Source organism: Methylorubrum zatmanii, assembly GCF_014845115.1.
GTDB classification, from domain to species: domain Bacteria; phylum Pseudomonadota; class Alphaproteobacteria; order Rhizobiales; family Beijerinckiaceae; genus Methylobacterium; species Methylobacterium zatmanii.
This window is the reverse complement of record NZ_NKUI01000041.1, coordinates 1-21,743: the sequence shown is the minus strand read 5'-3', so window position 1 is coordinate 21,743 and position 21,743 is coordinate 1. Positions and strand designations below refer to the sequence as shown.

The 21,743-nt window shown below is 70.3% G+C and carries 19 protein-coding genes; 10 read left to right on the top strand and 9 right to left on the bottom strand.

The annotated features are described in order from the left end of the window. Positions 1 to 201 precede the first annotated feature (201 nt). On the top strand, positions 202 to 672 hold the full coding sequence (locus MZTS_RS05270; RefSeq protein WP_192282335.1) for a response regulator: 471 nt from the start codon (positions 202 to 204) through the stop codon (positions 670 to 672). Positions 673 to 755: 83 nt separating this feature from the next. Beyond that, complete coding sequence (locus MZTS_RS05265) at positions 756 to 1,301, top strand: glutathione peroxidase (RefSeq protein WP_192282333.1); 546 nt, start codon at positions 756 to 758, stop codon at positions 1,299 to 1,301. Positions 1,302 to 1,320: 19 nt separating this feature from the next. On the opposite strand, the gene MZTS_RS05260 is transcribed toward MZTS_RS05265, so the two are convergent. After that, entirely contained in the window at positions 1,321 to 1,542 is a 222-nt protein-coding gene (locus tag MZTS_RS05260; RefSeq protein WP_192282331.1) for a hypothetical protein, read from the bottom strand. 100 nt (positions 1,543 to 1,642) lie between these two features. Between MZTS_RS05260 and MZTS_RS05255 the strand changes: the two genes are divergently transcribed. After that, positions 1,643 to 1,870 carry a hypothetical protein gene (locus MZTS_RS05255; RefSeq protein WP_009863274.1) on the top strand — a complete coding sequence of 76 codons (228 nt, stop codon included), beginning with the start codon at positions 1,643 to 1,645 and terminating at the stop codon, positions 1,868 to 1,870. 91 nt (positions 1,871 to 1,961) lie between these two features. After that, positions 1,962 to 2,204: a DUF2188 domain-containing protein gene (locus MZTS_RS05250; RefSeq protein ID WP_192282330.1), complete on the top strand. Its 243-nt coding sequence runs from the start codon at positions 1,962 to 1,964 to the stop codon at positions 2,202 to 2,204. Positions 2,205 to 2,233: 29 nt separating this feature from the next. Here the strand turns inward: MZTS_RS05250 and putA are convergent, their stop codons facing one another. The 3 genes from putA to MZTS_RS05235 all read right to left on the bottom strand — a co-directional run bounded on the left by putA (position 2,234) and on the right by MZTS_RS05235 (position 9,388). Then, positions 2,234 to 5,359: a bifunctional proline dehydrogenase/L-glutamate gamma-semialdehyde dehydrogenase PutA gene (gene putA / locus MZTS_RS05245; protein ID WP_192282329.1), complete on the bottom strand. Its 3,126-nt coding sequence runs from the start codon at positions 5,357 to 5,359 to the stop codon at positions 2,234 to 2,236. A 104-nt stretch (positions 5,360 to 5,463) separates the two neighbouring features. Continuing rightward, positions 5,464 to 8,988 (bottom strand): AsmA family protein, encoded by a 3,525-nt coding sequence (locus MZTS_RS05240; RefSeq protein ID WP_192282328.1) that lies wholly within the window; start codon positions 8,986 to 8,988, stop codon positions 5,464 to 5,466. Positions 8,989 to 9,148: 160 nt separating this feature from the next. After that, on the bottom strand, positions 9,149 to 9,388 hold the full coding sequence (locus MZTS_RS05235) for a hypothetical protein (RefSeq protein ID WP_192282327.1): 240 nt from the start codon (positions 9,386 to 9,388) through the stop codon (positions 9,149 to 9,151). Between the two features lie 114 nt (positions 9,389 to 9,502). Between MZTS_RS05235 and MZTS_RS05230 the strand changes: the two genes are divergently transcribed. Further along, the gene (locus tag MZTS_RS05230; protein ID WP_192282326.1) at positions 9,503 to 11,860 is read left to right on the top strand and encodes an ATP-dependent helicase; all 2,358 of its coding nucleotides are present in this window, start codon (positions 9,503 to 9,505) and stop codon (positions 11,858 to 11,860) included. Positions 11,861 to 12,248: 388 nt separating this feature from the next. Continuing rightward, positions 12,249 to 12,965: a PhoH family protein gene (locus MZTS_RS05225; protein WP_192282325.1), complete on the top strand. Its 717-nt coding sequence runs from the start codon at positions 12,249 to 12,251 to the stop codon at positions 12,963 to 12,965. 492 nt (positions 12,966 to 13,457) lie between these two features. Here MZTS_RS05225 and MZTS_RS05220 read toward each other — a convergent pair whose 3' ends face one another. The 5 genes from MZTS_RS05220 to MZTS_RS05200 form a co-directional block, all read right to left on the bottom strand. Further along, positions 13,458 to 14,351 (bottom strand): 3'-5' exonuclease, encoded by an 894-nt coding sequence (locus tag MZTS_RS05220; RefSeq protein ID WP_192282324.1) that lies wholly within the window; start codon positions 14,349 to 14,351, stop codon positions 13,458 to 13,460. Positions 14,352 to 14,531: 180 nt separating this feature from the next. Further along, positions 14,532 to 17,486 (bottom strand): bifunctional [glutamine synthetase] adenylyltransferase/[glutamine synthetase]-adenylyl-L-tyrosine phosphorylase, encoded by a 2,955-nt coding sequence (locus tag MZTS_RS05215; RefSeq protein WP_192282322.1) that lies wholly within the window; start codon positions 17,484 to 17,486, stop codon positions 14,532 to 14,534. Positions 17,487 to 17,607: 121 nt separating this feature from the next. After that, a complete protein-coding gene (locus MZTS_RS25585; RefSeq protein WP_192282320.1) occupies positions 17,608 to 18,864 on the bottom strand; it encodes a methyl-accepting chemotaxis protein in 1,257 nt (418 codons plus the stop codon). Beyond that, on the bottom strand, positions 18,849 to 19,079 hold the full coding sequence (locus tag MZTS_RS05205) for a hypothetical protein (protein ID WP_192282318.1): 231 nt from the start codon (positions 19,077 to 19,079) through the stop codon (positions 18,849 to 18,851). The genes MZTS_RS25585 and MZTS_RS05205 overlap by 16 nt, the downstream gene beginning before the upstream one ends. After that, on the bottom strand, positions 19,076 to 19,378 hold the full coding sequence (locus MZTS_RS05200; protein WP_192282315.1) for a hypothetical protein: 303 nt from the start codon (positions 19,376 to 19,378) through the stop codon (positions 19,076 to 19,078). Before MZTS_RS05200 ends, MZTS_RS05205 begins: the two co-directional genes overlap by 4 nt. A 361-nt stretch (positions 19,379 to 19,739) precedes the next feature. On the opposite strand from MZTS_RS05200, the gene MZTS_RS05195 reads away from it, so the two are divergent. The 4 genes from MZTS_RS05195 to tnpC all read left to right on the top strand — a co-directional run. Continuing rightward, positions 19,740 to 19,955, top strand: a complete 216-nt coding sequence (locus MZTS_RS05195) for a hypothetical protein (protein ID WP_192282314.1) — start codon at positions 19,740 to 19,742, stop codon at positions 19,953 to 19,955. Between the two features lie 162 nt (positions 19,956 to 20,117). Next, positions 20,118 to 20,531 carry an IS66-like element accessory protein TnpA gene (tnpA, locus tag MZTS_RS05190; protein WP_009866613.1) on the top strand — a complete coding sequence of 138 codons (414 nt, stop codon included), beginning with the start codon at positions 20,118 to 20,120 and terminating at the stop codon, positions 20,529 to 20,531. After that, positions 20,528 to 20,875 (top strand): IS66 family insertion sequence element accessory protein TnpB, encoded by a 348-nt coding sequence (gene tnpB, locus MZTS_RS05185; RefSeq protein WP_192282312.1) that lies wholly within the window; start codon positions 20,528 to 20,530, stop codon positions 20,873 to 20,875. The genes tnpA and tnpB overlap by 4 nt, the downstream gene beginning before the upstream one ends. Positions 20,876 to 20,977: 102 nt before the next feature. Beyond that, on the top strand, positions 20,978 to 21,743 hold a 766-nt coding region (gene tnpC / locus MZTS_RS05180; protein WP_192282416.1), incomplete at its 3' end, for an IS66 family transposase.

Genomic DNA, 21,743 nt, shown 5'->3' with positions numbered 1-21,743 from the left:
GCCCTCGCACGCGGACGCGACATCGGCATGAAGCTCGACGCTGCGGGCCGTTCTCTTGCGCCGGCGCGGGCTCGCGTCAACACGTCGCTCGCGCTCCGATGGCCGAAAACCGATGCTCCCGCGCCGCACAGCCTGTCGCTTCACACGTCCCAGTCGAGCACTCGTTCGCTTGAATGTGTTCGGCGAATTGCCTAGTCTAGGATGATGCAGCGCAAACAAGACCGGGAAGAAGTGACGTTCGACCGTGGCCGCGCTTGTGCAAGCGAGGACTTGGGCTCCGCTGTGGTGGCGCGAAGCTGCTACGGTGTGCAAGTTCTGATCGCCGGCCGCCGCAAGCAATGGCGCGACGAGATCAACGGGCAGCTCCGCCGGGCCGGATACAGCGCGACTTCCGTCGATTCCGCCGTGGATGCCCTCACCGTCCTGGTGCTCGGTCTGCCGATCGACGTCCTCGTCACCGATGCGGAGTTGCACGGCTCCCTGGGATTCGACCAGCTCGCCGCCGAGGCGCGGGCGCTGCGGCCCAATCTCGGCATCGTCGTCGCCTGCGACGCGGCCATCGGCGACTGCGCCGATCTCGTTCCGCCGGATGCCCTCATGGTGCCTTATCCGGGCAGCGAGGAGGCTGTTGCGACCACCGTCCGCGAGGCCCTGGCCGCCCGCGCCGCCTGAACGAACGTCCCTGCCGCGACGATCAGGCCCGTACCCTCACACCGGGGCGGCATGGCAGCCTCAGGAACGGAGGACATGACGCCATGACGATTCGCCGCCGGGACTGTCTCGCGATGCTCGCCGTTCTGGCTGCGGGCCCTGCTCGGGCCGGAGAGGCCGCGGCCTTCTCCTTCGACAGGCCGGAGGGCGGTCCGCTCGCGCTGTCGGCCTATGCCGGCAAGCCGATCCTGATCGTCAACACCGCCACCGCCTGTGGCTACGCTCCGCAATTCGCCGGCCTCCAGGGGCTGTGGACCCGCTTCGGCGAGCGAGGCCTGACGGTCATCGCGGTCCCTTCCCCCGATTTCGGCAATCAGGAGCCCCTGGACGGGGCGGCCATCGCGGAAGCCGCCCGGAAGAACCACGGCGTCACCTTCCCGGTCGCCGACAAGACCCATGTGCGCGGTCCCGCCCCGCACCCGTTCTACCGCTGGGCCGCCGAGCAGAAGCCGGGTCAGACCCCGCAATGGAACTTCCACAAATATCTGGTCGGCCGTGACGGCAGCCTGCGCGCCGCCTTCGCCACGCAGATCGATCCGAGCGATCCGCGCATCGTCAGCGCCATCGTCGCCGAACTCGGGCAGGCTTAGAACCGGGGCGCTCCCTGTCTCACCGCCCCGGAATCTCGGCGGGCGGCAGCAATCCCCGCTCGATGCGGGCCGGCGGGACCGGGCGGCGCGCATGCGAGGCGCGCGGGCGGTCGTCCCGCTCCATCATGCGCGGCGGGGCGGACGGATAGTTCGAGGCAAACGGATTCGGCGGCACGCCCTGGGCGAGGCAGGGGCCGGCGCTCAAGCAGAGCGCGGCGGCAAGGAGGGCGGTCGGACGCATGGTTCGGCCAATTTCCGGATCAGGGGATCTCGCGCCAGCATAGGGCGGCTCCCCACATGGCGACAGGCCGCATCGTCGCTCGCGGCCGGAAAGGCGCCGCATGGAACCGCACAGCTTCGAACGGGACGGCATCGTCTACGAGGTCCGCTTCGAGAGGACGCAAGAGGGCTGGATCGCCCGCATCCGTCCCGAGGACAGCGCCGAGGCGCATATCCTCGCCTTTCCGAATGGGCCCGGCTTCGATCCCGAAGACGTGCGCGGCTCGCTGATCGCGGGCTGCGAAGCGGCGGTCGCGCAGATCCCGAGACGGGCGCCGACACGGCACTGAGACCGGCGTGAAACGGAACCTCCGGCATCGAAAGCGGTTCGGGCACCAGCATGTGCGCGCAATCGCGCCTGAAACGAGCAGGATGTTTTCGATGACCGAGGTGACCTACCACATCGTCGAGCATGACGGCGGCTACGCCTACAAGGTCGGCGATGTCTTTTCTGAGCCCTTCCCGAGCCGGCAGGAGGCTCTGCAGGCCGCGCAGGCCGCCGCCGCCGAGCAGCAGGTGCCGGGCTCGACCGAGGGCATCCGCTACCAGGACGGTCGCGGCCAGTGGCATGACGAGACTGCGCAGGGCAACGACCGGCCGGTGGCCAAGGTCGAGGACAAGTAGCACGTCGCCGTTCCCGGCGCCGCTCGGGCTCATCCGTCGAGGGTGACGAGGCCGATGTTGCCGCCCGCTGCGGCGGTGTTGACGGTGAGCGTCCGCTCCGTGGCGAAGCGGATCAGGTAATGCGGGCCGCCGGCCTTCGGGCCGGTGCCGGACAGACCGGTGCCGCCGAAGGGCTGGCTGCCGACCACGGCCCCGATCATGGTGCGGTTCACGTAGACATTGCCGTGGGGCAGCGCCGCGGCGATCCGTTCGACGCTCTCCTCGATCCGCGACTGGATCCCAAGCGTCAATCCGTAGCCGCCGGCCCGGATCTCTTCCACCACCCGCGCCAGGGCATCCGCCCGGTAGCGCACCACATGCAGGATCGGCCCGAACACCTCCTCCCGGAGATCGGCGACGCCGCCGATCTCGAAGAGATGAGGCGCCACATACAATCCCTGCGGTGCCACACCCGCGACATGCACACGGGCCTCCGCCGTCATCCTGGCGATATGCGCGTCGAGCCGGGCCTTGGCGGCTCCGTCGATCACCGGCCCGAGATCGGTCGAGAGGTGGCGCGGATCGCCGACCTGCAACTCCCGTGCGGCCCCCGCGACCGCCGCGATCATCCGGTCCGCCACATCTTCCTGCACGAGCAGCAGCCGGAGGGCCGAGCAGCGCTGACCGGCTGAGCGGAAGGCCGAGGTCACCACGTCGTCGGCCACCTGCTCGGGCAGGGCGGTGGCATCCACGATCATGGCGTTGATGCCGCCGGTCTCGGCGATCAGCGGCAGGATCGCCCCGTCCCGCGCGGCGAGCGACCGGTTGATTGCCCGCGCGGTCGCCGTGGAGCCGGTGAAGACGACCCCGGCGAGCGCCGGATGCGCGATCAGCGCGGCCCCGGTCTCGGGCCCGCCGGGCGTCAGCTGAAGCGCGCCCGCCGGCACGCCGGCCGCGTGAAGCAGGCGCACGGCGAGAGCCGCCACCAACGGCGTCTGAGGGGCCGGCTTGGCGACGACCGCATTGCCGGCCATCAGCGCCGCGGCGACCTGACCGGTGAAGATGGCGAGGGGGAAATTCCAGGGCGAGATCGCGACGAAGACGCCACGGCCGGCCAGACTAAGGCTGTTCGCCTCGCCCGCCGGACCCGGCAAGGCCTGGAGTCGGCGGAACAGACGCCGCCCCTCGGCCGCGTAGTAGCGCAGGAAGTCGATCGCCTCGCGCCATTCGGCCAGTGCGTCGTCGAGGGTTTTTCCGGCTTCGATCTGAAGCAGGTGCAGCAGGCGTCCGCGCTCCCGCATAAAGGCTTCCGCCGCGCGGTCGAGGCAGGCGGCGCGTTCCTGGGCGGGCATCGCGGTCCAGGCGGGAAAGCCCGTTGCGGCGGTTTCCATGGCGCGGGCGGCAACGGCGGCATCCGCTTCCGTCACGGTGCCGAGCTTGGTCCCGTCGATGGGGCTGATCACCGGGCGTGACGGTCCGGCACAAGCGATGCCGTCGAGGATCGGCGCGGCTTCGGCCAGGCCGGCTGCGGCGGTGATTTCCGCAGTCAGCCGCCGGAGCGCCGCGCCGTCCCCGAAGGCGAGCCCGGGTGAGTTGAGGCGCTCCGGCCCGAACAGGTCGCCGGGCCGTGCGATCTCCGGGTGGCGGGCGAGGGCCGGCGTTCCGATCAGGGCCTGGGGACGCGTGAGCAGCGACGGGACCGGCACCGAGGGATCGGCGGCGCGGGCGACGAAGGAGGAATTCGCCCCGTTCTCCAGCAGGCGACGCACGAGATAGGCGAGCAATTCGCGGTGGCCGCCGACCGGCGCGTAGACCCGCTGACCGAGACCGGGCATCCGCTCGGCGAGCCTCTGGTAGAGCGCCTCTCCCATGCCGTGCAGGCGCTGGAATTCGAAGCCGGCCTCCTCCGTCACCGGGCGTTCGAGCAGACCCGCGAGACCGAGCACGCTCGCGACCGTCAGCGCGTTGTGGGTAGCGAATTGCGGGTAGAGATACGGGCGGTGGCCCAGCAACCGGCGCGCGGCGGCGAGATAGTTCAGGTCCGTCATCGCCTTACGGGTGAAGACCGGATAATCGGAAGCGCCCTGGATTTGGGCGAGCTTCACTTCCGTGTCCCAGTAGGCGCCCTTGACGAGACGCACCATCAGCCGTCGCTCGTGATGGGCGGCGAGCGCCGCAACATGATCGATCACCGGCAGGCAGCGTTTCGAATAGGCCTGGACAGCGAGGCCGAAGCCGTCCCACCCCTTCAGCGCCGGATCGGCCAGGATCGCGGCGAACACCTCCAGGGACAGTTCGAGCCGCTCGGCCTCCTCCGCGTCGAGGGTGAAGTTGAGGTCATGGGCGCGGGCGCTCCGGGCGAGATCCAGTGCCACCGGCACCAGTTCGGACATCACCCGTTCACGCTGGGTCGGCGTGTAGCGCGGATGGAGGGCCGAGAGCTTCACGGAGATGCCGGGCCGGGCGGGGAGAGGCGCGTTACCGGCCTCGCGGCCGATGCGCTGGATCGCCATGGCGTAGGCGTGGCGATAGCCGTCGGCGTCCTCGGCCGTGCGGGCGCCCTCGCCCAGCATGTCGAAGGAGTAGCGCAGCCGCCGCGCGGCCCCGGAACCGGCCCGCTTGAGCGCGGCGTCGATCTCCTCCGCCAGAACGAACTGGCCCCCGATCACCCGCATCGCCTGAGAGGCCGCCGCCCGCACCGCCGGCCGGCCGAGCCGGCGCACGAGGCTGCCCAGGGTGACCTCCGGCGTATCCTGCGGGCCGACGAGGCGAGCACCGAGACCGAGCGCCCAGGACGCCGCCTGGGCGAGCCCCTTGTCCGAGCGCGGGGCGTGATGGGCGAAATCGCCCTCGCGCAGCTTGTCGGCGATGAGCCGGTCGGCGGTGGCCGGATCAGGCACCCGCAGCAACGCCTCGGCGAGGCTCATCAGCGCGAGGCCCTCTCGGGTCGTCAGCGCGTATTCCCGCAGCAGGGTCTCGATGGCGCCGTGACCGGCATCGGCCCGGATCGCGCCGATCAGGTCCGAGGCGAGGGCATCGATGGCCGCCGCCGTCGCGCCTGTTTCGGTGGCCTCTCGCAGCAGGATTTCGGCAAGGGCAGCGTCGTCCTGGGCATAGGGGGCATCGAAGCGGGGAGCGGAGCGGATGGGTGCGGCGCCGATTTCCGTTGCGACCATCGCGATCCCCCCGCCTCCGTCGGCCGCCAACGCGGCCCTCCTGTCAGAACGGCCGGCGGGCGGTTGCGGTTACGGTGGACAGGCGACGCAGGATCCAGACCGGATCAGGGTCTCAGAGTCGGGGGGCTGATGTCCAGTGGCGGCGTTTCCGGCCGGGGCGGCGCCGGCTCGGCCTCGATGCGGGCGCGGCGGGCGGCCTCCTCCGCTTCGCGCTGGCGGGCTTGGCGGGCCGCCTCCTCGGCGGCCTGCTGCGCCTTGATCCGGGCCTGCCGCGCGGCCTCCTCGGCGGCGGCGCGGGCAGCGTCCATCTCGATCCGGGCGCGGCGGCGCTGGCGCTCGCTCTGGTCGGCATCGAACAGCTCGATCTTCTCCAGCTCCCTTTGCAGCACAAGGGCGGCGAGCCCCGTCGTCAGGGGGGCCGTGTCGAGCCGCCGCTCGGGTGCTGCAAGCGGGCCGGCAAAGCCGAGCTGAACCGAGGGAGCCGCGCCGGACCAGCCCTTCGGCGCCGCCGACGCCGTCAGGGCTCCGCGGGCATCGACGATCCTGGTACGCAGATCGACCTGGATCGTGCCGTTCCAGCGCGCCTGTCCGAGGTCGAGGCTGAGGGGCGCGGTGCGGAGCGTCCCGCCCGAGAGGGTGAAGGCGGCGGAGACCGGCGCCTTCGTGCGCAGCGGCGCCGCCGAAAGCTGCTCCGCGACGAGGGTTTGCAGTCGGCCCTCGCGCAGGGGATCGTCCTCGGCCAGCGCTTTGGTGAGGGCCCGGTCGAGACCGCTCGCATCGGCTCCGGGAAGCGTGAGGTCGGCCAAGCGGATCTCGCCGCTTCCCGACAGCCCCTCCGCCAACGCGGCGAGGCTCGCGCCGCTGGCGCCGAAGCGGAGTGCCGCCGAGAGGCGGCCCTTCACCGAGCCGGAGCCGATCAAGCCGGCGAGGTCGGCATCGTCGAGGGTGCCCTCACCCGAGACCGAGGCCGTGCCGCCCGACTGCGCCAGTGTCAGGCTGCCGCCGATCCGACCACCACTCAGACCGGCGGCGAGATCGCGCAGCACGAGGGAATCGCCCTCGCGCGACAGGGTCAGGCTCGCCGCCTCGGCCACGAGGCCGCGGCCGAGTTCCAGCTGCCCCACCTTGAGGGCGAGACTGGCTCTCGGCTGAGCCGGCGCCGGAGCGAAGCGGCCGTTGGCGTCCGTCGGCATCAGAGTCGCGGCGGAAAGCGCCGGCAGCGAGAGACGGCCGAGCGTGACGCTCCCAGTCAGCGTGCTGGCGGCAGCCCAATCGAGGGCGGCGGACAGATCGGTGTCGGCGGCCCGGCCGGAGACATCGGCATGCAGGGCCGCGTTCCGCCGCGACAGCACGAAGGCGAGGGAGGCGGGAAGCGGTCCGGTGGCCGGCCCGGCGCTGCCGGCAAGGACGAGGAAAGGCGCGAGGTCAGGCGTCTCGATGCGGATCTCGCCGCCCGTCGGCGGCCCATCGCGGGTGTCGAGCAGGATCGGGCGCGGTGTCGACAGGGTGAGGCCGGCGAGGTTGCCCTCGATGCCGAGCGACAGCGGTGGGATCGTCCCCGCCTCGGCTGCCGGCCGCGTTCCGGTCATGTGCAGGCGTCCGGGCTGACGCAGGGCCGCGATGTCGTCGCGACGAAACCAGCGGCCGGTCCTCTCGGTCGCCAGGGTTGCGTCGAGGCGGTCGATCCGGCCGAGATGCGTCAACAGCGCCAGATCGAGATTGCCCCCGCCTGCCCGTCCCTTTGCGGTCGCGCGCAGGGAATCTGCCTCGCCCGCTTCCCGCTCCAGGGTCAGGTCGAGGGTGAGCCCGTTCTCGCGAAAACTCTGCGGCACGAGGCGGGCCTCCGGCAGGAAGCCGCGTTCCAGGAGGGCCAGCAACGGTGCGGCCCTGGCCGCCGAAACGCGTCCCTCGATTCGCCCCGATCCATCGGGGGCGATCCGGCCGGCGAGTTGCGCATTCGCCCCGGCAAGATCGGTGACGTCGAGCCCATCGACCACGAGGCTCGCGCCGTCCGATTGCAGGCTCACCGCGATGGTGCCGTTGCCGGAATTCGGGCCGGACGGTCCGTAGCGTACGTCGCGCGCCTTCAGGGTCAGGCCGAGATCGAGCCGGTTGAGCCCCGCCATCAGCTGGCCGACCGGGGGCAGTTCGGCGATGTCGAGGCCGCTCGCGCCGATCTGCGCGTCGAGGCGCCCGCGCCCGTCCGCCTCCGCCCTGGCGTAGCGGGCATTGCCGGTCAGGCGGGCATCGCCGAGCGCGAGGCGCAGGTTGCGCACCGACAGGTCCGCTCCCGCCGCCGACAGATCGGTGCCGAGATCGAGGGCGCGTCCGTCGAGAATGACCGCAAGGCTCTCCGCCGCTCCGATCCGGCCGAGATAGCGCCCGAGGCCCTCGGAATTGCGCGCGGCGATCTCGACATGCCCGGAGAAGCGGGGCGCCCCCGACAGTTCGGCCTCCCCGGTCGCCGCCACCCTCGCCTCGCCGGGGGCGGTGCCCTCGAAGCGGCGCAGCACGAGGCCGCCGGTCCGGTCGAAGGTGCCGCGCAGGGCGACATTCGCCCAGTCGTCGAGGCCCAGCGCCATGCTCTCCGCGGCGAGGTCGAGATCGAGCATCAGCGGCGGGGTCAGGGCGCCGGAGGTCAGTCCCTGATCCAGAAGCGCCCGCCCCCCGGACGACAACAGGAGCCCGTCGAGATCGAGGCGGCGGGTGCGCAGGGTCAGGCCGAGCCGGGCCTCGCGCAGGTCGAGGCGGCCGCTCCCCGAGAGGCGCGCCGCCTTGCCGCCGGGGTTGAGTTCGAGATCGACCGTCTTCGCCTCGACGACCGCTCCATGAGAGATGAACTTGGCGGCCATCGTGAAGGGCAACGTCGCGCCGGCCGGCTGCACCGGGGGGCCGACAGTGAGCCGCGCCGACCCTTCCGCCTCTGGCACGAGACCGCGTTGCGGCGTCTGTCCAAAAGCGGCTTCCACGGGCTTGAAGGCGAGCCGCGCATCCACTTCCAGCCGGGGCACGGTGTCGCCGCCGCCGGTCAGCTTGAGCGAGAACCCACCCTCCGGTCCGGCGGCACTCGTGACCAAATGGAACGGGCTGCCCTTCGCCGTTCCCTCCATCAGCCACGGTCCGGCAAGGGCGGGAGCCCTCAGGCGCAGATTCTCCGCCCTCACCTGTTCCTGTGGCGCCTCGCCCCTGCGCAGGGTGGCGACGGACAGGCGGCGAATGGTCAGGTCATCGATGACGATGTCGCGGCGGAACGCCTGCGCGCCCTCCGGCAGCAGCAACGCTTCGTCCGAGACCGGCAAGGTGAGGGCGGCGTCCTCGATCGAGGTCTGGATGAAGCGCACCTCGCCCTTCAGCAGCGGCGCCAGGGCGATCTCGGCCTCGACGGAGCGGGCATCGATGGCCGGTCCGTCCCCGGTGCCGAGCCGCAGCCGGCCGAGCCGCAGATGCGGCGAAGGCAGGAAACGCAGATCGACGGTGCCCTCGCTGCGGGCTCCGGCGCCGAGGGAATCGGCCAGGGTACGATCGATCAGCGCGCGATGGGCCGACCAGTCGATGAAGGGCGGCACGACCAGCGCCGCCACGAGGACCAGCACGACGGCGCCCGCAAGCGCGGTCAGGAAATCACGCACCGTTATCGCTTCCGCCTGGCCTGCGGGCCGCAGGATTCACCTCGAGTTCGGTAAGCCGATCCACCGAGTGGAGGCGGAGACGGATTTCGCACAACTCGTTCAGGCGGCCATAGCACAGACGAAGGTCGGCTCGCATCCCACGCTTAAGCTTGGACGAGGCTCAGCGACGGGGGCCGTAAGCCGGGCCGGTCGGCGGCGGAACGTTGAGCGGCGCCCGCTGGATCTGGTTGCGGACGGCGCTGTTCTCCAAGGTCTGCCGTTGCTCGAAGTTGCGGATCTGGTTCCGCGTCTCGAAATTCTCGTTCATCCGCGTCGTGGCCCCCCGGTTGCCGGGGCTCTGCGCCAGGGCCGGCGCGGCGGCGGCGAGCAGGGTCAGGAGGGCGAGTAACGGGGCGCGCATGGCCTCGTGTCCTTTATCTCGATCCGTTTTCACTTCCCGTGTGACGCGTAAGAGGGGGCCTCGGTTCCGGATCGGGGCTCGACGGCGTTCGCCTTTTGGTCCAGGGATGCAGCCATGATACACGAGCCCGACGCGTCCCGGCCGCGCCCGTCCGACGACGGCGCCCCCGCTCCCGTCTCCATCGCCGCCCGCGCCATGGCCGCGCTGAGGCCCGACGGAGCCTCCTACCTCTCCGGCCTGAACCCGGAACAGCGCCGCGCCGTCGAGGCGACGGAGGGACCCGTGCTCGTGCTCGCGGGCGCCGGCACCGGCAAGACCCGTGTGCTGACGACGCGCATCGCTCACCTGATCGCCACCGGCAAGGCACGGCCCTACGACATCCTCTCGGTGACCTTCACCAACAAGGCCGCGCGGGAGATGAAACACCGCATCGGCCAGTTGATCGGCCCGGCGGGCGAGGGCATGCCCTGGCTCGGCACCTTCCACGCCATCGGCACCAAGATCCTGCGCCGTCACGCCGAGTTGGTCGGGCTCAAATCCGACTTCACCATCCTCGGCACCGACGACCAGCTGCGCCTGATGAAGCAGGTCATCGCCGACCAGAACATCGACGAGAAGCGCTGGCCGGCCCGGTCGCTGGCCCACACCATCGATGGCTGGAAGAACCGGGGCCTCGGCCCCGAGCAGGTGCCCCCCGGCGAGGCACAGGCCTTCGCCTTCGGCAAGGGCGGCCAGCTCTATGCCGCCTATCAGGCCCGGCTCGCCACCCTCAACGCGGTCGATTTCGGCGATCTTCTGCTGCTCTGCCTCAAGCTCTGGCGCGACAACCCGGACATCCTGGCCAATTACCAGGACCGGTTCCGCTACATCCTGGTCGACGAGTATCAGGATACCAACGTCGCCCAGTATCTCTGGCTCCGCCTGCTGGCCCAGGCGCGCAAGAACGTGGCCTGCGTCGGCGACGACGACCAGTCGATCTATGGCTGGCGCGGCGCCGAGGTCGATAACATCCTGCGCTTCGAGCATGACTTTCCCGGCGCGACCGTGGTGCGGCTGGAGCGCAATTACCGCTCCACCGGCCATATCCTCGCCGCCGCCTCCGGGCTGATCGCCAGGAACGAGGGCCGGCTCGGCAAGACGCTCCGCACGGAGGACGCGGCGGGCGAGCCCGTGACCGTGACCGGCGCCTGGGATTCGGAGGAAGAGGCACGCCAGATCGCCGAGTCGATCGAATCGCTCCAGCGCAAGGGCCATCCTCTCTCCGAGATCGCGGTGCTGGTGCGGATCTCGGCGCAGATGCGCGAGATCGAGGACCGCTTCGTGCAGGTCGGCCTACCCTACCGGGTCATCGGCGGCCCGCGCTTCTACGAGCGGGCCGAGATTCGCGATGCGCTGGCCTATCTCCGCGTCACCATGAACGGGGCCGACGACCTCGCCTTCGAGCGCATCTTCAACACGCCGAAGCGGGGCCTGGGCGACGCGACGTTGCAGACGCTGCACGCCTATGCCCGCGCCGACCGGATCCCGCTGCTCGCCGCGGCGCGGAAGCTGATCGAGACCGACGAGCTGAAGCCCCGCGCCCGCTCGATGCTGCGCGGCCTCGTCGAGAGCTTTTCCCGCTGGACCCGGCTGGTAGAGGCCAAGCCCCACCCGGAGGTCGCGCAGACGATCCTGGAGGAATCCGGCTACACCGAGATGTGGCAGAAGGACCGCTCCGCCGATGCCGCCGGGCGGCTCGAAAACCTCAAGGAATTCGTCCGCTCGATGGAGGAATTCCCGGATATGGCGGGCTTCCTCGAACACGTCTCCCTGGTGATGGAAGCCAGCGAGGCGGAGGGGGCCGACCGCGTCTCGCTGATGACGCTCCATGCCGCCAAGGGACTCGAATTCGATACCGTGTTCCTCCCCGGCTGGGAGGACGGCCTGTTCCCGAACCAGCGCGCCATCGACGAGAGCGGGCGGGCCGGCCTCGAGGAGGAGCGGCGGCTCGCCCATGTCGGGCTCACCCGTGCCCGCAAGCGCGCCAAGCTGTCCTTCGCGGTCAACCGGCGCATCCACGGGCTGTGGTCCTCGACCATTCCCTCCCGCTTCATCGACGAGTTGCCGCCTCATGCCGTCGATGTGATCGAGGCGCCCGCCCATTTCTCGGCCGGAGCCTCGCGCTTCGACCGCAACCCGGCGCCGTTCGGCTCGTCCTACGGCACGCCGGGCTGGCAGCGGGCCCAGGCCAACACCGCCGGCGGCTTCGGCAGCGGGCGCGGCGGCGGACGCTCGGGCGGGCCGCGGGAGATCGAGGGCGAACTGGTTGCCAAATCCACCGCGACACCCTCCGCCTTTTCCGGCGGCCAGCGCGTCTTCCACACCAAGTTCGGCCCCGGCACCGTCGCGGGCGTTGACGGCAACAAGCTGACCGTTGACTTCGACAAGGCCGGCCGGAAGATGGTGCTCGACAGCTTCCTCCAGCCCGGCTGAAGCGTCCCGCCGGCCCGCCTGCGAGGTGAGCCGGCCGCCCGCTCGCCCGAGGAGGGCGACGCCCACGATGGCCCATGCAGGATCGTCCCGATCCGCGACCGCCGCCGAGAGGCGCGAGGGTTCATCGCTTCTTCGTCCGCCCGTCACGCCCCCGTCGCCGGCACCTGCGACGCTGAAGGCCCGCAAGAAGCGTTGCCGTAAAGACGCGCTCCACAGCCTTCTCGTCGTGTCGCGGAACCGACTCGGGACAATTGGCTTTGCTCTTGCGTGTCGATGATCGAAGATCGGCGGTGTCTTCGCCGAATCGAAGGAGTGTTCGCACAGTCGAGACCGGTTGAAAAAGCGAGTTTACGAGCGTCACGCACGAGTCAAGGTGGAGTGTTGATCCATGAAGAGACGACGCGCACGGCTTGAACTGGTTGAGGACCGACCGATCCGGATGCATCGGACCCGCTTCGACGAGGAACGTAACCCCGCACCGATCCAACCGCTCACGGACAAACAAGGTCAATACCTCGACGCCCTCGCGTCATCTTCACAAGTCATCGTTCTAGGGCCCGCCGGAACCGGCAAGACTTTCATCGCCGGCACCCGCGCCGCCGACCTGCTCCGCCAGCGGCGGATCGCCAAGGTCGTCATCACCCGACCCAACGTTCCCTCCGGCCGCTCGCTCGGCTTCTTCCCCGGCACGCTGGAAGAGAAGATCGCGCCCTGGGTCGCGCCGCTCACCGAGACCATGAAGGAGCGCATGGGCGCCGCCGCCTTCGACATCGCGGTGAAGGCCGGCGACATCGAGGTGGTGCCGTTCGAGGTGATGCGCGGACGCACCTTCAAGAACTGCCTCGTGATCCTCGACGAGGCACAGAACACCACCACCGCCGAAATCAAGATGTTCCTGACCCGCATCGGCGACGATTGCCAAGTGATCATCAACGGCGACGTCTCGCAGACCGATCTGCGTGAGACTTCCGGCCTGCGCACGGTCATCCACCTCGTGAAGAGCCGGCTGATGGCGATCCCGATCGTGGAATTCACCCTCGACGACATCGTCCGCTCCGGGATCTGCGCGGAATGGGTGCGGGCCTTCGAGGAGGCGAGTCTGTGAGGCGCCTGCGGCGGTGCCGGTCCGGCGCCGCCGCAAGTCCTGGGGTTACGCACGCGGTGACGGAGTACGCCCAAAGTTCAGGCAATCAGCCGCGAAACAGGGCTTGCTGTTCAGCCAAAGTCTATCGTCGCAATCATACCGGATTTAAGCTCTCATCGTGAGAGCCTGTTCCCACTCACTTGCTGGGCAAGTCCTGCCATCCTCATGCTGAGGCGCCGAGCGACAGATCGGCCTCGAAGCACACCGGAACCGGCGATCCCAGGGGATTCCTCCGCCGGGAGAAGGGTTGAGGGCTGCTTCGAGACTGCTGGCGCAGTGCCTCAATGAGGCCTGTCATGGCTGCCGAAGCGGATTGCTCGAACAGGCACCGAGATGCCCGCACCGGCGGGTGTTGATGACCCCTCCGGTCTTCGCGAGATTTCGCGGCATCGGCCGCGTTCCGGTGCATCGGGATGAGGGCGAGGCCATAGCGTTCGCGTCTCAATCGGCTCTTCACGCCGCCGCGACGCCCTTCGCGCGGAGGGGGCCCACGCTCTTGCCGTCGAGACGTTGGCGCAGGCGCTCGACATCCTCAAGATTGTTCGAGGTGAGGTCCGTCACGTCCCCCTCGACCAGCGCATCGACGTGGCGGCAGCGGCGACGGTGCGTGCCGGCCGGGCAGGAACAGCGCAGATAAGGGCCGTCCGCCTGTTCCTCGAACGCGAGAACGTAGCGGTTGCCGGTGCTGCCGCGCATGGCGAAGCGCAGCTCCCCCTTCGGACGACGATCGACGATGCCGGAGGCCCTGATGGCCCGGGCGGAGGTGGAGCGGGTGAAGTCCCGTCGCGGCGTCGCGGCGGCTTGAATCGGCGTCAGGCCGAGGCCGCGGGCGAGGTCGGCAATGTCGGTCGCGCCGGTCTCGCGCAGGGCGGCGAGGGCGATCTCGGCGCAGGCATAGGCATCCTCGCCCGCATCGTGGTGCTCGAAGCGGATCCCGAGGCGCGCGGCGACCTTCGCGAGGCCGTGGCCGGCCGGATCGGGAAAGATGCGCCGGGCGATCTGCAGCGTGCAATGGCCCATCATCTCCGGCACCGGCTCGCCCCAGGCCGTGAGCGAGGCGGCGAGCACGCCCATGTCGAAGCCGGCATTGTGGGCGAGCAGCAGCCGGCCGCCGAGGTCCGGCGCGAATTCGGCGAAGACTTCGGGGAAGCTCGGCGCGTCGCGCACATCCGCCGGCAGGATGCCGTGGATGCGGATGTTGCCGGGGGAAAACCGCATCTGCGGCGGGCGGATCAGACGGGATTCGCGCCGCACCACGCGGCCCCCCTCGATCCAGGCGAGCCCGACCGCGCAGGCGCTGTCGCGCCGCTCGTTGGCGGTCTCGAAATCGATCGCGACGACGCTCATGGACGTCAGATTAGGGGGCGGCCCTCCCATCCTGCAACCCGTTCCCGCGCAGGCAACTCATCCCGCAAAAGTCGCGGCCGGGTCGAGGCGACGGGAGTGCGGCGATCAGGCCAGCGGCATCGGCCGCGTTCCCACCGCCATGCCGCGCACCGAACGGCAGGTCGTGCCGGGACCATACACCTAATCCGGTGTGCCGAGCCGGCGGTCGAAGAGTGCGCGCACCGTCCGCCGCTCCTCGTCGAGGCGGGCGGTGAGCGCCTTCGCGTCGGGCAGGTTCGCGGCGCGCGCAAGTCGGGCCAGGGCGACGGCAGAGGCTTCTGTCGGGTCCCCCTCGACCATCAGGCGCTGCCACTGATGCCCGTCGTCGAGGTGGCGGTAGGCACTCCCCAAACGCTCCGCCTCGTCGGCCTCGATCAGGCCCGCCTCCGCCGCCTGGGCGAACACCTCCGCCGCGTCGCGGCCGATCAGGCCGGGATGGGTCCGAGCGTGGCCGAGAACCATGGCCTGGGCCAGGAAGTCGAGGTCGAGCAGCCCGCCGGGGCTGAGCTTCAGGTCGAGGGGGCCGTGATCGCCCTTCTCCCGCTCGACCGTGGCGCGCATCTCGCGGACGGAACGGCGCACCGTCTCCCAGTCTCGTGCTTGCATCAGGGCGCTACGGATCGTCTCCTGAGCCTCCGCGGCGAGGCTCGGGTCTCCGGCGATCACGCGGGCGCGGGTGAGCGCCATATGCTCCCACAGGTCGGCGTCTTCCCGCTGATAGGCGCGGAAGCTGCGAAACTGCGTCGCCACCGCTCCCTGGCCACCGCCGGGTCGCAGGCGCAGATCCACCTCGTAGAGCAGGCCGCGCCGGGTCGGCGCGGTCAGGGCCGCGACGAGGCGCTGGGTCAGCCGGTTATAGGCGACAGCGGCATCGAGGGGCTTCGGCCCGGCGCTGATGCGGTTCTCCGGGTCGAAATCGTAGAGCACGACGAGGTCGAGATCGGATTCGGCCGTCAGTTGGCGCGAGCCGAGGCGACCGTAGCCGAGCACGACCATGCGCCCCCGCGGAACCGCGCCGTGATCCGTGAAGAACGCGCGGGAGGTCGCCTCCAGTGCCGTGGCGACGGCGGCGTCGGCGATGGCCGAGAAGGCTTCGCCCGCCGCGCGCGGCGTCAGGATGCCGGAGAGCAGCCGCGCCCCGGCCAGGAAGCGCAATTGCCGGGCGGCGTCGCGGCTGCGGTCGAGGAAGATCTCGTGGCTGTCGGGCTTGCCGAGCAAGGCGCGGTAATGCGCGGCGATGGCAGGGGGATCGACGGCAGGGTCGACGAATTCGGGATCGATCACCGCGTCGAGCACGTGGGGCGAGAAGGCGACGGTGCCCGCAAGACGCGGCGCGCTGCCGAGCAGGTCGGCGAAGAGCAGCCGCAGCTGCTCGTGCTCGCGCAGGATCGTCAGAAGCTCCACCGCCGCCGGCATACGGCCGAAGGCGCGGTCGAGATTGGCCAGGGCCGCATCCGGGTCCGGCGTGCCAGCGAGTGCCTGGAGCAGGGCCGGCACGAGTTCGGTCAGCACCTCGCGGGCACGGGCGCTGCGCACGGCCGCGCGCCGGCCGAAATGCCAGCCGCGCACGGTGTCGGAGACGCGCTCGGGATCGCGGAAGCCGAGCCTGCGCAGGGTGGCGAGCGTGGACGGATCGTCGGCGGCGCCACTGAAGACGAGATCGCCGACCTCCGAGGAGAGATCGGGCCCGGCCTCGAACAGCAGGGCGTAATGGGCCTGCACCCGGCGGGCATGGCCGAGCAGGGCCGCCTCGAAACCGGCGAGGTCCGGGAAGCCGGCGAACCGCGCGAAGTCTTCCAGCTCGGCCCGGTCGGTCGGCAGGCGCTGGGTCTGCTCGTCGCGCACCATCTGCAGGCGGTGCTCGACCGTGCGGAGGAAGGCATAGGCCGCGCTCAGCTCGTCCCGCGCCTCGGCGGAGATCCAACCGTCCTCGTGCAGGCTCGCCAGCATCGGTACGGTGGAGCGCCCGCGCAGGCTCGGCCGGCGGCCGCCGAAGACCAGCTGCTGGGTCTGCACGAAGAACTCGATCTCGCGGATGCCGCCGCGTCCGAGCTTGATGTCGTGGCCGGCCACCGCCAGCGCCTCGTGCCCGCGCACGGCGTGGATCTGGCGCTTCATGGCGTGCACGTCGGCAATCGCCGCGAAGTCGAAATACTTGCGCCAGATGAAGGGCGTCAGGTCGGCCAGGAAGCGTTCGCCGGCCGGGATGTCGCCGGCGATGGCCCGCGCCTTGATGAAGGCCGCCCGCTCCCAGTTCTGGCCGGTGGTCTCGTAATAGACGTAGGCCGAGGCGAGGTTCATGGCCGTGGGGGTCGAACCGGGATCGGGGCGCAGCCGATAGTCGACTCGGTGGACATAGCCATCGCGGGTGCGCTCCTGCAGCAGCTTGGCGACCCCTTGCGCGAGCTTGGTGAAGAACGGCGTCGGCTCCAGCCCCTCCTTCAGCGGTGCGACCTCGGGATCGAAGAAGACGATCAGGTCGATGTCGCTCGAATAGTTGAGCTCGCGCCCGCCGAGCTTGCCGAGCCCCAGCACCACGAGGCCGGACCCGGCCTGGGGATCCTCCCTCTCCACTGGATGGAAGCGGCCGGCGGAGGCCGCCTGCAGGAGCATGGCATCGACCGCCGCCGCGACGGAGGCGTCGGCGAAGTCGGACAGCGCGGCGGTCACCCGCTCCAGCGGCCAGAGCCCGCCGATATCCGCGAGGGCGACCAGCAGGGCGTGCTCGGCCCGGTTCCGGCGCAGGAGTTTGCCAACCGCGTCGAGATCGGGCGCGGCGCCCTCCCCGCCCCGGCCGGCCGCCCGCTGGCTCGCGATCAGCCGGGCATCGGCGGCCTCCGGCGCCTCCTGAAACAGCCGGGCGAGGCGGTTCGGATCGCGGGAGGCCAGGGACCAGAGGAAGGTGGAGTGGTCGGCAAGCGCCAGCAGGAGGTCGGCGGCCGGTCCCTCGCGCAGGGCTTCGGGCAAGGCGTCGGCGATCTCGCCGAGACGCCGCCGTGCCGTTTCCGGGTCGGACAGGGGCGGGGCCTGCACCAGCCGCTGGATCAGGGAAGCGGTGCCGTCATGGGCAATCTGCCCCTTATCGCGCCTGCCCATGCCGTCCCTTCATCGATTCGCAGCGTCAGCGATGCCGTCGATTGGCGGCTCTGCCCATCAAACGCGCAAATCGATCTCTGCCAAGAGGGCCCGTGGCAGAGGTAGAGGCCTGACCTGGGCTTCAGGCAGCCCTGAGCGTGGCGACGAAGGTGCGGACGGTGTCGGCGAGGATGTCGCACTCCCCCGCGAGATGCTCGGCGGCGTCGAGGCCGGCGGTGGCGGCGGTGCCGGGGATCTCGGCCGCGCGGGCGAGGCCGTCGAGATTGCCGGAGACGGCCTCGGTGCGCAGGGCCGCGCGGCCGGCATTGCCGGCGATGTCGTCGGTGGTTCTCACTTGGCCCTCGACGGCGTCGGCCACCGAGCGCGTGATGCTGCCGAGTTCCTCGATCGTCACGCCGATCCGGTCAATGGCGGCGACGGCCTGCCCCGTCTGCTGCTGAACGGCGAGAATCTGCGCCTCGATCTCCTGCGTGGCGCGGGCGGTGCGGGTCGCGAGCGCCTTGACCTCACCCGCCACGACGCCGAAGCCGCGTCCCGCCGCGCCGGCCCGCGAGGCTTCGATGGTGGCATTCAGGGCCAGCAAATTGGTCTGCTCGGCGATGGTACCGATCAGGAGGACGATCTGATTGATGCGCTGGACGGCCTCGGCCAGGGCGCGCATGGTGTCGTTGGTCTGCCCCGCTTCCTGCGCAGCCCGGCCCGCCACCTCGGCGGCCCGCGCCATGTGGCTGCCGATCTCATGCGCCGTGGCGGAGAGCGTGCTGGCGGCGGCGGCGACGCCTTGAACGTCGGCGGCAGTCTCCTGCGAGGCCGAGAACAGGACACTGGTCTGCTGGGCGGCGGCGCCGGCGGCGGCGGAGAGTTCCTGAGAGGCGATCCGCACCCGGTTGGCGGACCCGGCCGCCTGTTGCACCAAACGGTCCACGCTGCTCTCGAAGCGTTCGGCCAGATCGGTTGCGGTCCGGCGGCGGGCGGCGCGCGCCTCCGACTCGGCCGCGCTCTGGCGGGCATGCGCCTCGTTCTCGGCGGCACGGGCGGCTTCGGCGGCCGCGACCGAGCGGGACGAGACCGTGAAGAGCGAGGCGAGCTGCAGGCTGAGCCATACTAGCACCGCGGTCTCGACCACCACGATCACCGCATGGAGCACGACCCGGCTGAGATTGGCTCCGTCGGGATAGACGGCGGCGGGAAGGAGCAGGTTCAGGCCGAGGTGATGCAAAGCGATCGTCCCGGCCGCGGTGAGCAGCACCCGCCAGTCGCAATAGGCCGACAACACCGCCAAGGCGGCGAAGAAATACATATGCAGATCGAGCTGCCAAGCATGTCCCTCCGCCGCTTTGAGCAGCAGCGATACCGTGCCGATCACCGCCACCGCCACGGTGAGGCGCGTCGCAGGCCGTCCCCGTGCAGCCGCCGGGTCGCGGTCGCCGCCACGGCCAGAATCAGGCCCAGGATGACCTGCGGCACGATCGGATTCCCCACGGCGCAGGCCACGCCGGCATTGAACGGAACGTGCAGCCAGAGCAGCGCGATCAGGCCACGACCGACCGAGCGGCGCAGGCCATCGAGATCGCGCAGGGGGGCGGATGTCATCGTAGTCGCTCTCGGGAAGGCGTGCAGAGGCCGAAGCCTCTCGGATCGAACAGAATGAGGGCCCCGGCCGCCCGAAGGCGTTCGGGGAAGCCGGGATCAGAGGATTGAGTGACGACGAGGCCCGACAGGCGGCCGAGACCCAGGACGGCCCCGCCCGCGTCGGCCGCCGCGCCCAGGGTCCGCTCCTCACTCCACCAGGGCGGAAACAGGACAGCGACCGGCCTGTCGGGCGCGGCGACCGGGCCGTTGAACCAGAGGGCGCCGATCAGGGTTGCGGCGAGCAAGGCAACCGGGAGCATCACCGCGTTCGCAGTTATCGCGCCCGAGCCACCACTCACATCTGAACACGCCATGCGCTATAGATGCAAGGAACGGGTTAAATGCTCGTTACATGGATGTCACGGGCCTCGCCGGGCACGGTGCTATTGGCCGGTCCTTGAGCAACGGCGTTCGAGATTTTGAAGAAGAGGCATCGCTTGAAATGGCCAAGCTTCCGTCTTCGATGCCTTGAGGCGGACTTTTTTTCCGGCTCGTCCGTCCTCTCAGATGTATTCCGGGAGCGAAGCCGCGTGCTTGCCGTTAAACTCCTGCAGCGAACGGAGTGCCACTTTTCCAGAGATGTGCCCGCACGCCCCCTGCGACCGAGGACAAGACGGATCGATGACCATCCCACATTTGATACCCATTGCCGAAGCGGCAGCTTTCACGCTGGGCTGCGCGGTGATCGGCAGCCGTCGGTTCGACCCCCAGAGGCTGGGCGCGGCCCTGGCCTGCGCGACCGTGGCGCTGCTGCTGATCCTGCTGATCGCCTCGCTGCCCTACAGCCCGCAGGCAGGCTTGGCCGATCCGGACGGCGCCCGCAATTTCCTGAATTGAACGGCGAAGTGTCTTTCACAAAACTCCCGCTGCGCCGTCGCGACCGAAGGGGAAGCGGTGCGTCCTCGGGGTATGCGTCCGGTGATGGCCGGGCTGGACGGCGTCGCGCACCCGGCTGAAGCCTGACTTTAATGCTGGCGTTAAGGTCAGCGGGTCGGGGCGATGCGGGTTGAGGTACTGGAGGGGGTCGAACGGCGGCGGCGCTGGTCGTTCGAGGACAAGGCGCGGATCGTCGAAGCCTCGTACGAGGCTGGCGTGTCGGTGTGCTCGGTGGCGCGCCGGCACGGGATCGCCCAAGGTCTGCTGTTCACCTGGCGACGCCAAGCTCGGCAAGGCCGTTTGGGCGGGGACGGGCAGGCCCCGGTCTTCGTGCCCGTCGCGATCACCCTGGAGCCGTCGCCGGCAGTTCCGGCCCTGCAGCCGGATGATCCGAGTGTTGCGGGCCAGCCCCGTCGAGCGCGGCGCAAGACGGGGATCATGGAGATCGATCTCGGCGGTGGTCGGCGTCTCAAGGTCGACCGGGACGTCGATGCGGCGGCGCTGCGTCGGGTGCTCGATGCCCTGGAGGGCCGATGATCCCGCTGCCGGCCAACGTCCGGGTCTGGCTGGCCACCGGCCACACCGACATGCGCAAAGGCTTCTCCAGCCTGGGGCTGATCGTCCAGGAGACGCTGAAGCGCGATCCCCATGGCGGGCACCTGTTCGTGTTCCGCGGCCGGCGCGGCGACCTGATCAAGGTGATCTGGCACGATGGCCAGGGCGCGTGCCTCTACACCAAGCGGCTCGACCGCGGCCGCTTCCTGTGGCCCTCGGTGGCGGATGGAGCCGTGACGATCTCGACGGCGCAGCTCGGTTACCTGCTCTCGGGCATCGATTGGCGCATGCCGCAGGAGACGTGGCGTCCTGGTGCGGTCGGCTGAGGATAACGCGTTACAAAGGCTGAGCGATATGCTCTTCTCTAAGGCGTGCCGAACGCGCCCGAGCCCCCGCCGCTTCCCACCGATCTCGCTGCCGCCCACGCCATGATCCTGGCCGAGCGCGCGGCGCGGCTCGTGTCCGAGATCGCGGTCGAACGGCTGAAGCTGGAGGTCGCCCGGCTGCGACGGGAACGCTTCGGGGCCTCCTCGGAACGCAGTGCCCGGATCGATCAGCTCGAACTCACGCTGGAGGATCTGGAGGAGACCCTGGCCGAGACCGAGGCGCAGGCGACGGCCGAGCCCGAAGCGGGTGCCACCACGGCGTTCTCCCGGCGCAAGCCCGCCCGCCGGCCCCTGCCCGAACATCTGCCGCGCGAGCGCGTCGTCCATCCCGGACCGACCACCTGCGCCTGCTGCGGCGGGACGCGGCTTCGCCCGATCGGCGAGGACAGCACCGAGACCCTGGAGCGGATCCCGGCCCGCTGGGTGGTGATCCAGCACGTGCGCGAGCGCTTCTCCTGCCGCGACTGTGAGACCCTCGCGCAGAATCCGGCTCCCTTCCATCCGATCCCGCGGGGCCGGGCTGGGCCGAACCTCCTGGCCGAGGTGATGATGGCCAAGTTCGGCCTTCACCTGCCGCTGCACCGCCAGAGCCAGCGCTTCGCCCACGAGGGCGTACCGATCGACGTCTCGACGCTCGCCGGCTGGGTCGGGGCCGTCACCACCGCCCTGTCGCCCCTGGTCGCCCGGATCGAGGCCCATGTCCGGGGAGCCGAGCGCCTGCATCTCGACGATACGCCGGTGCCGGTCCTGGCCAAGGGCAAGACCCGCACGGGCCGGCTCTGGACGGTGGTGCGCGACGACCGGCCCT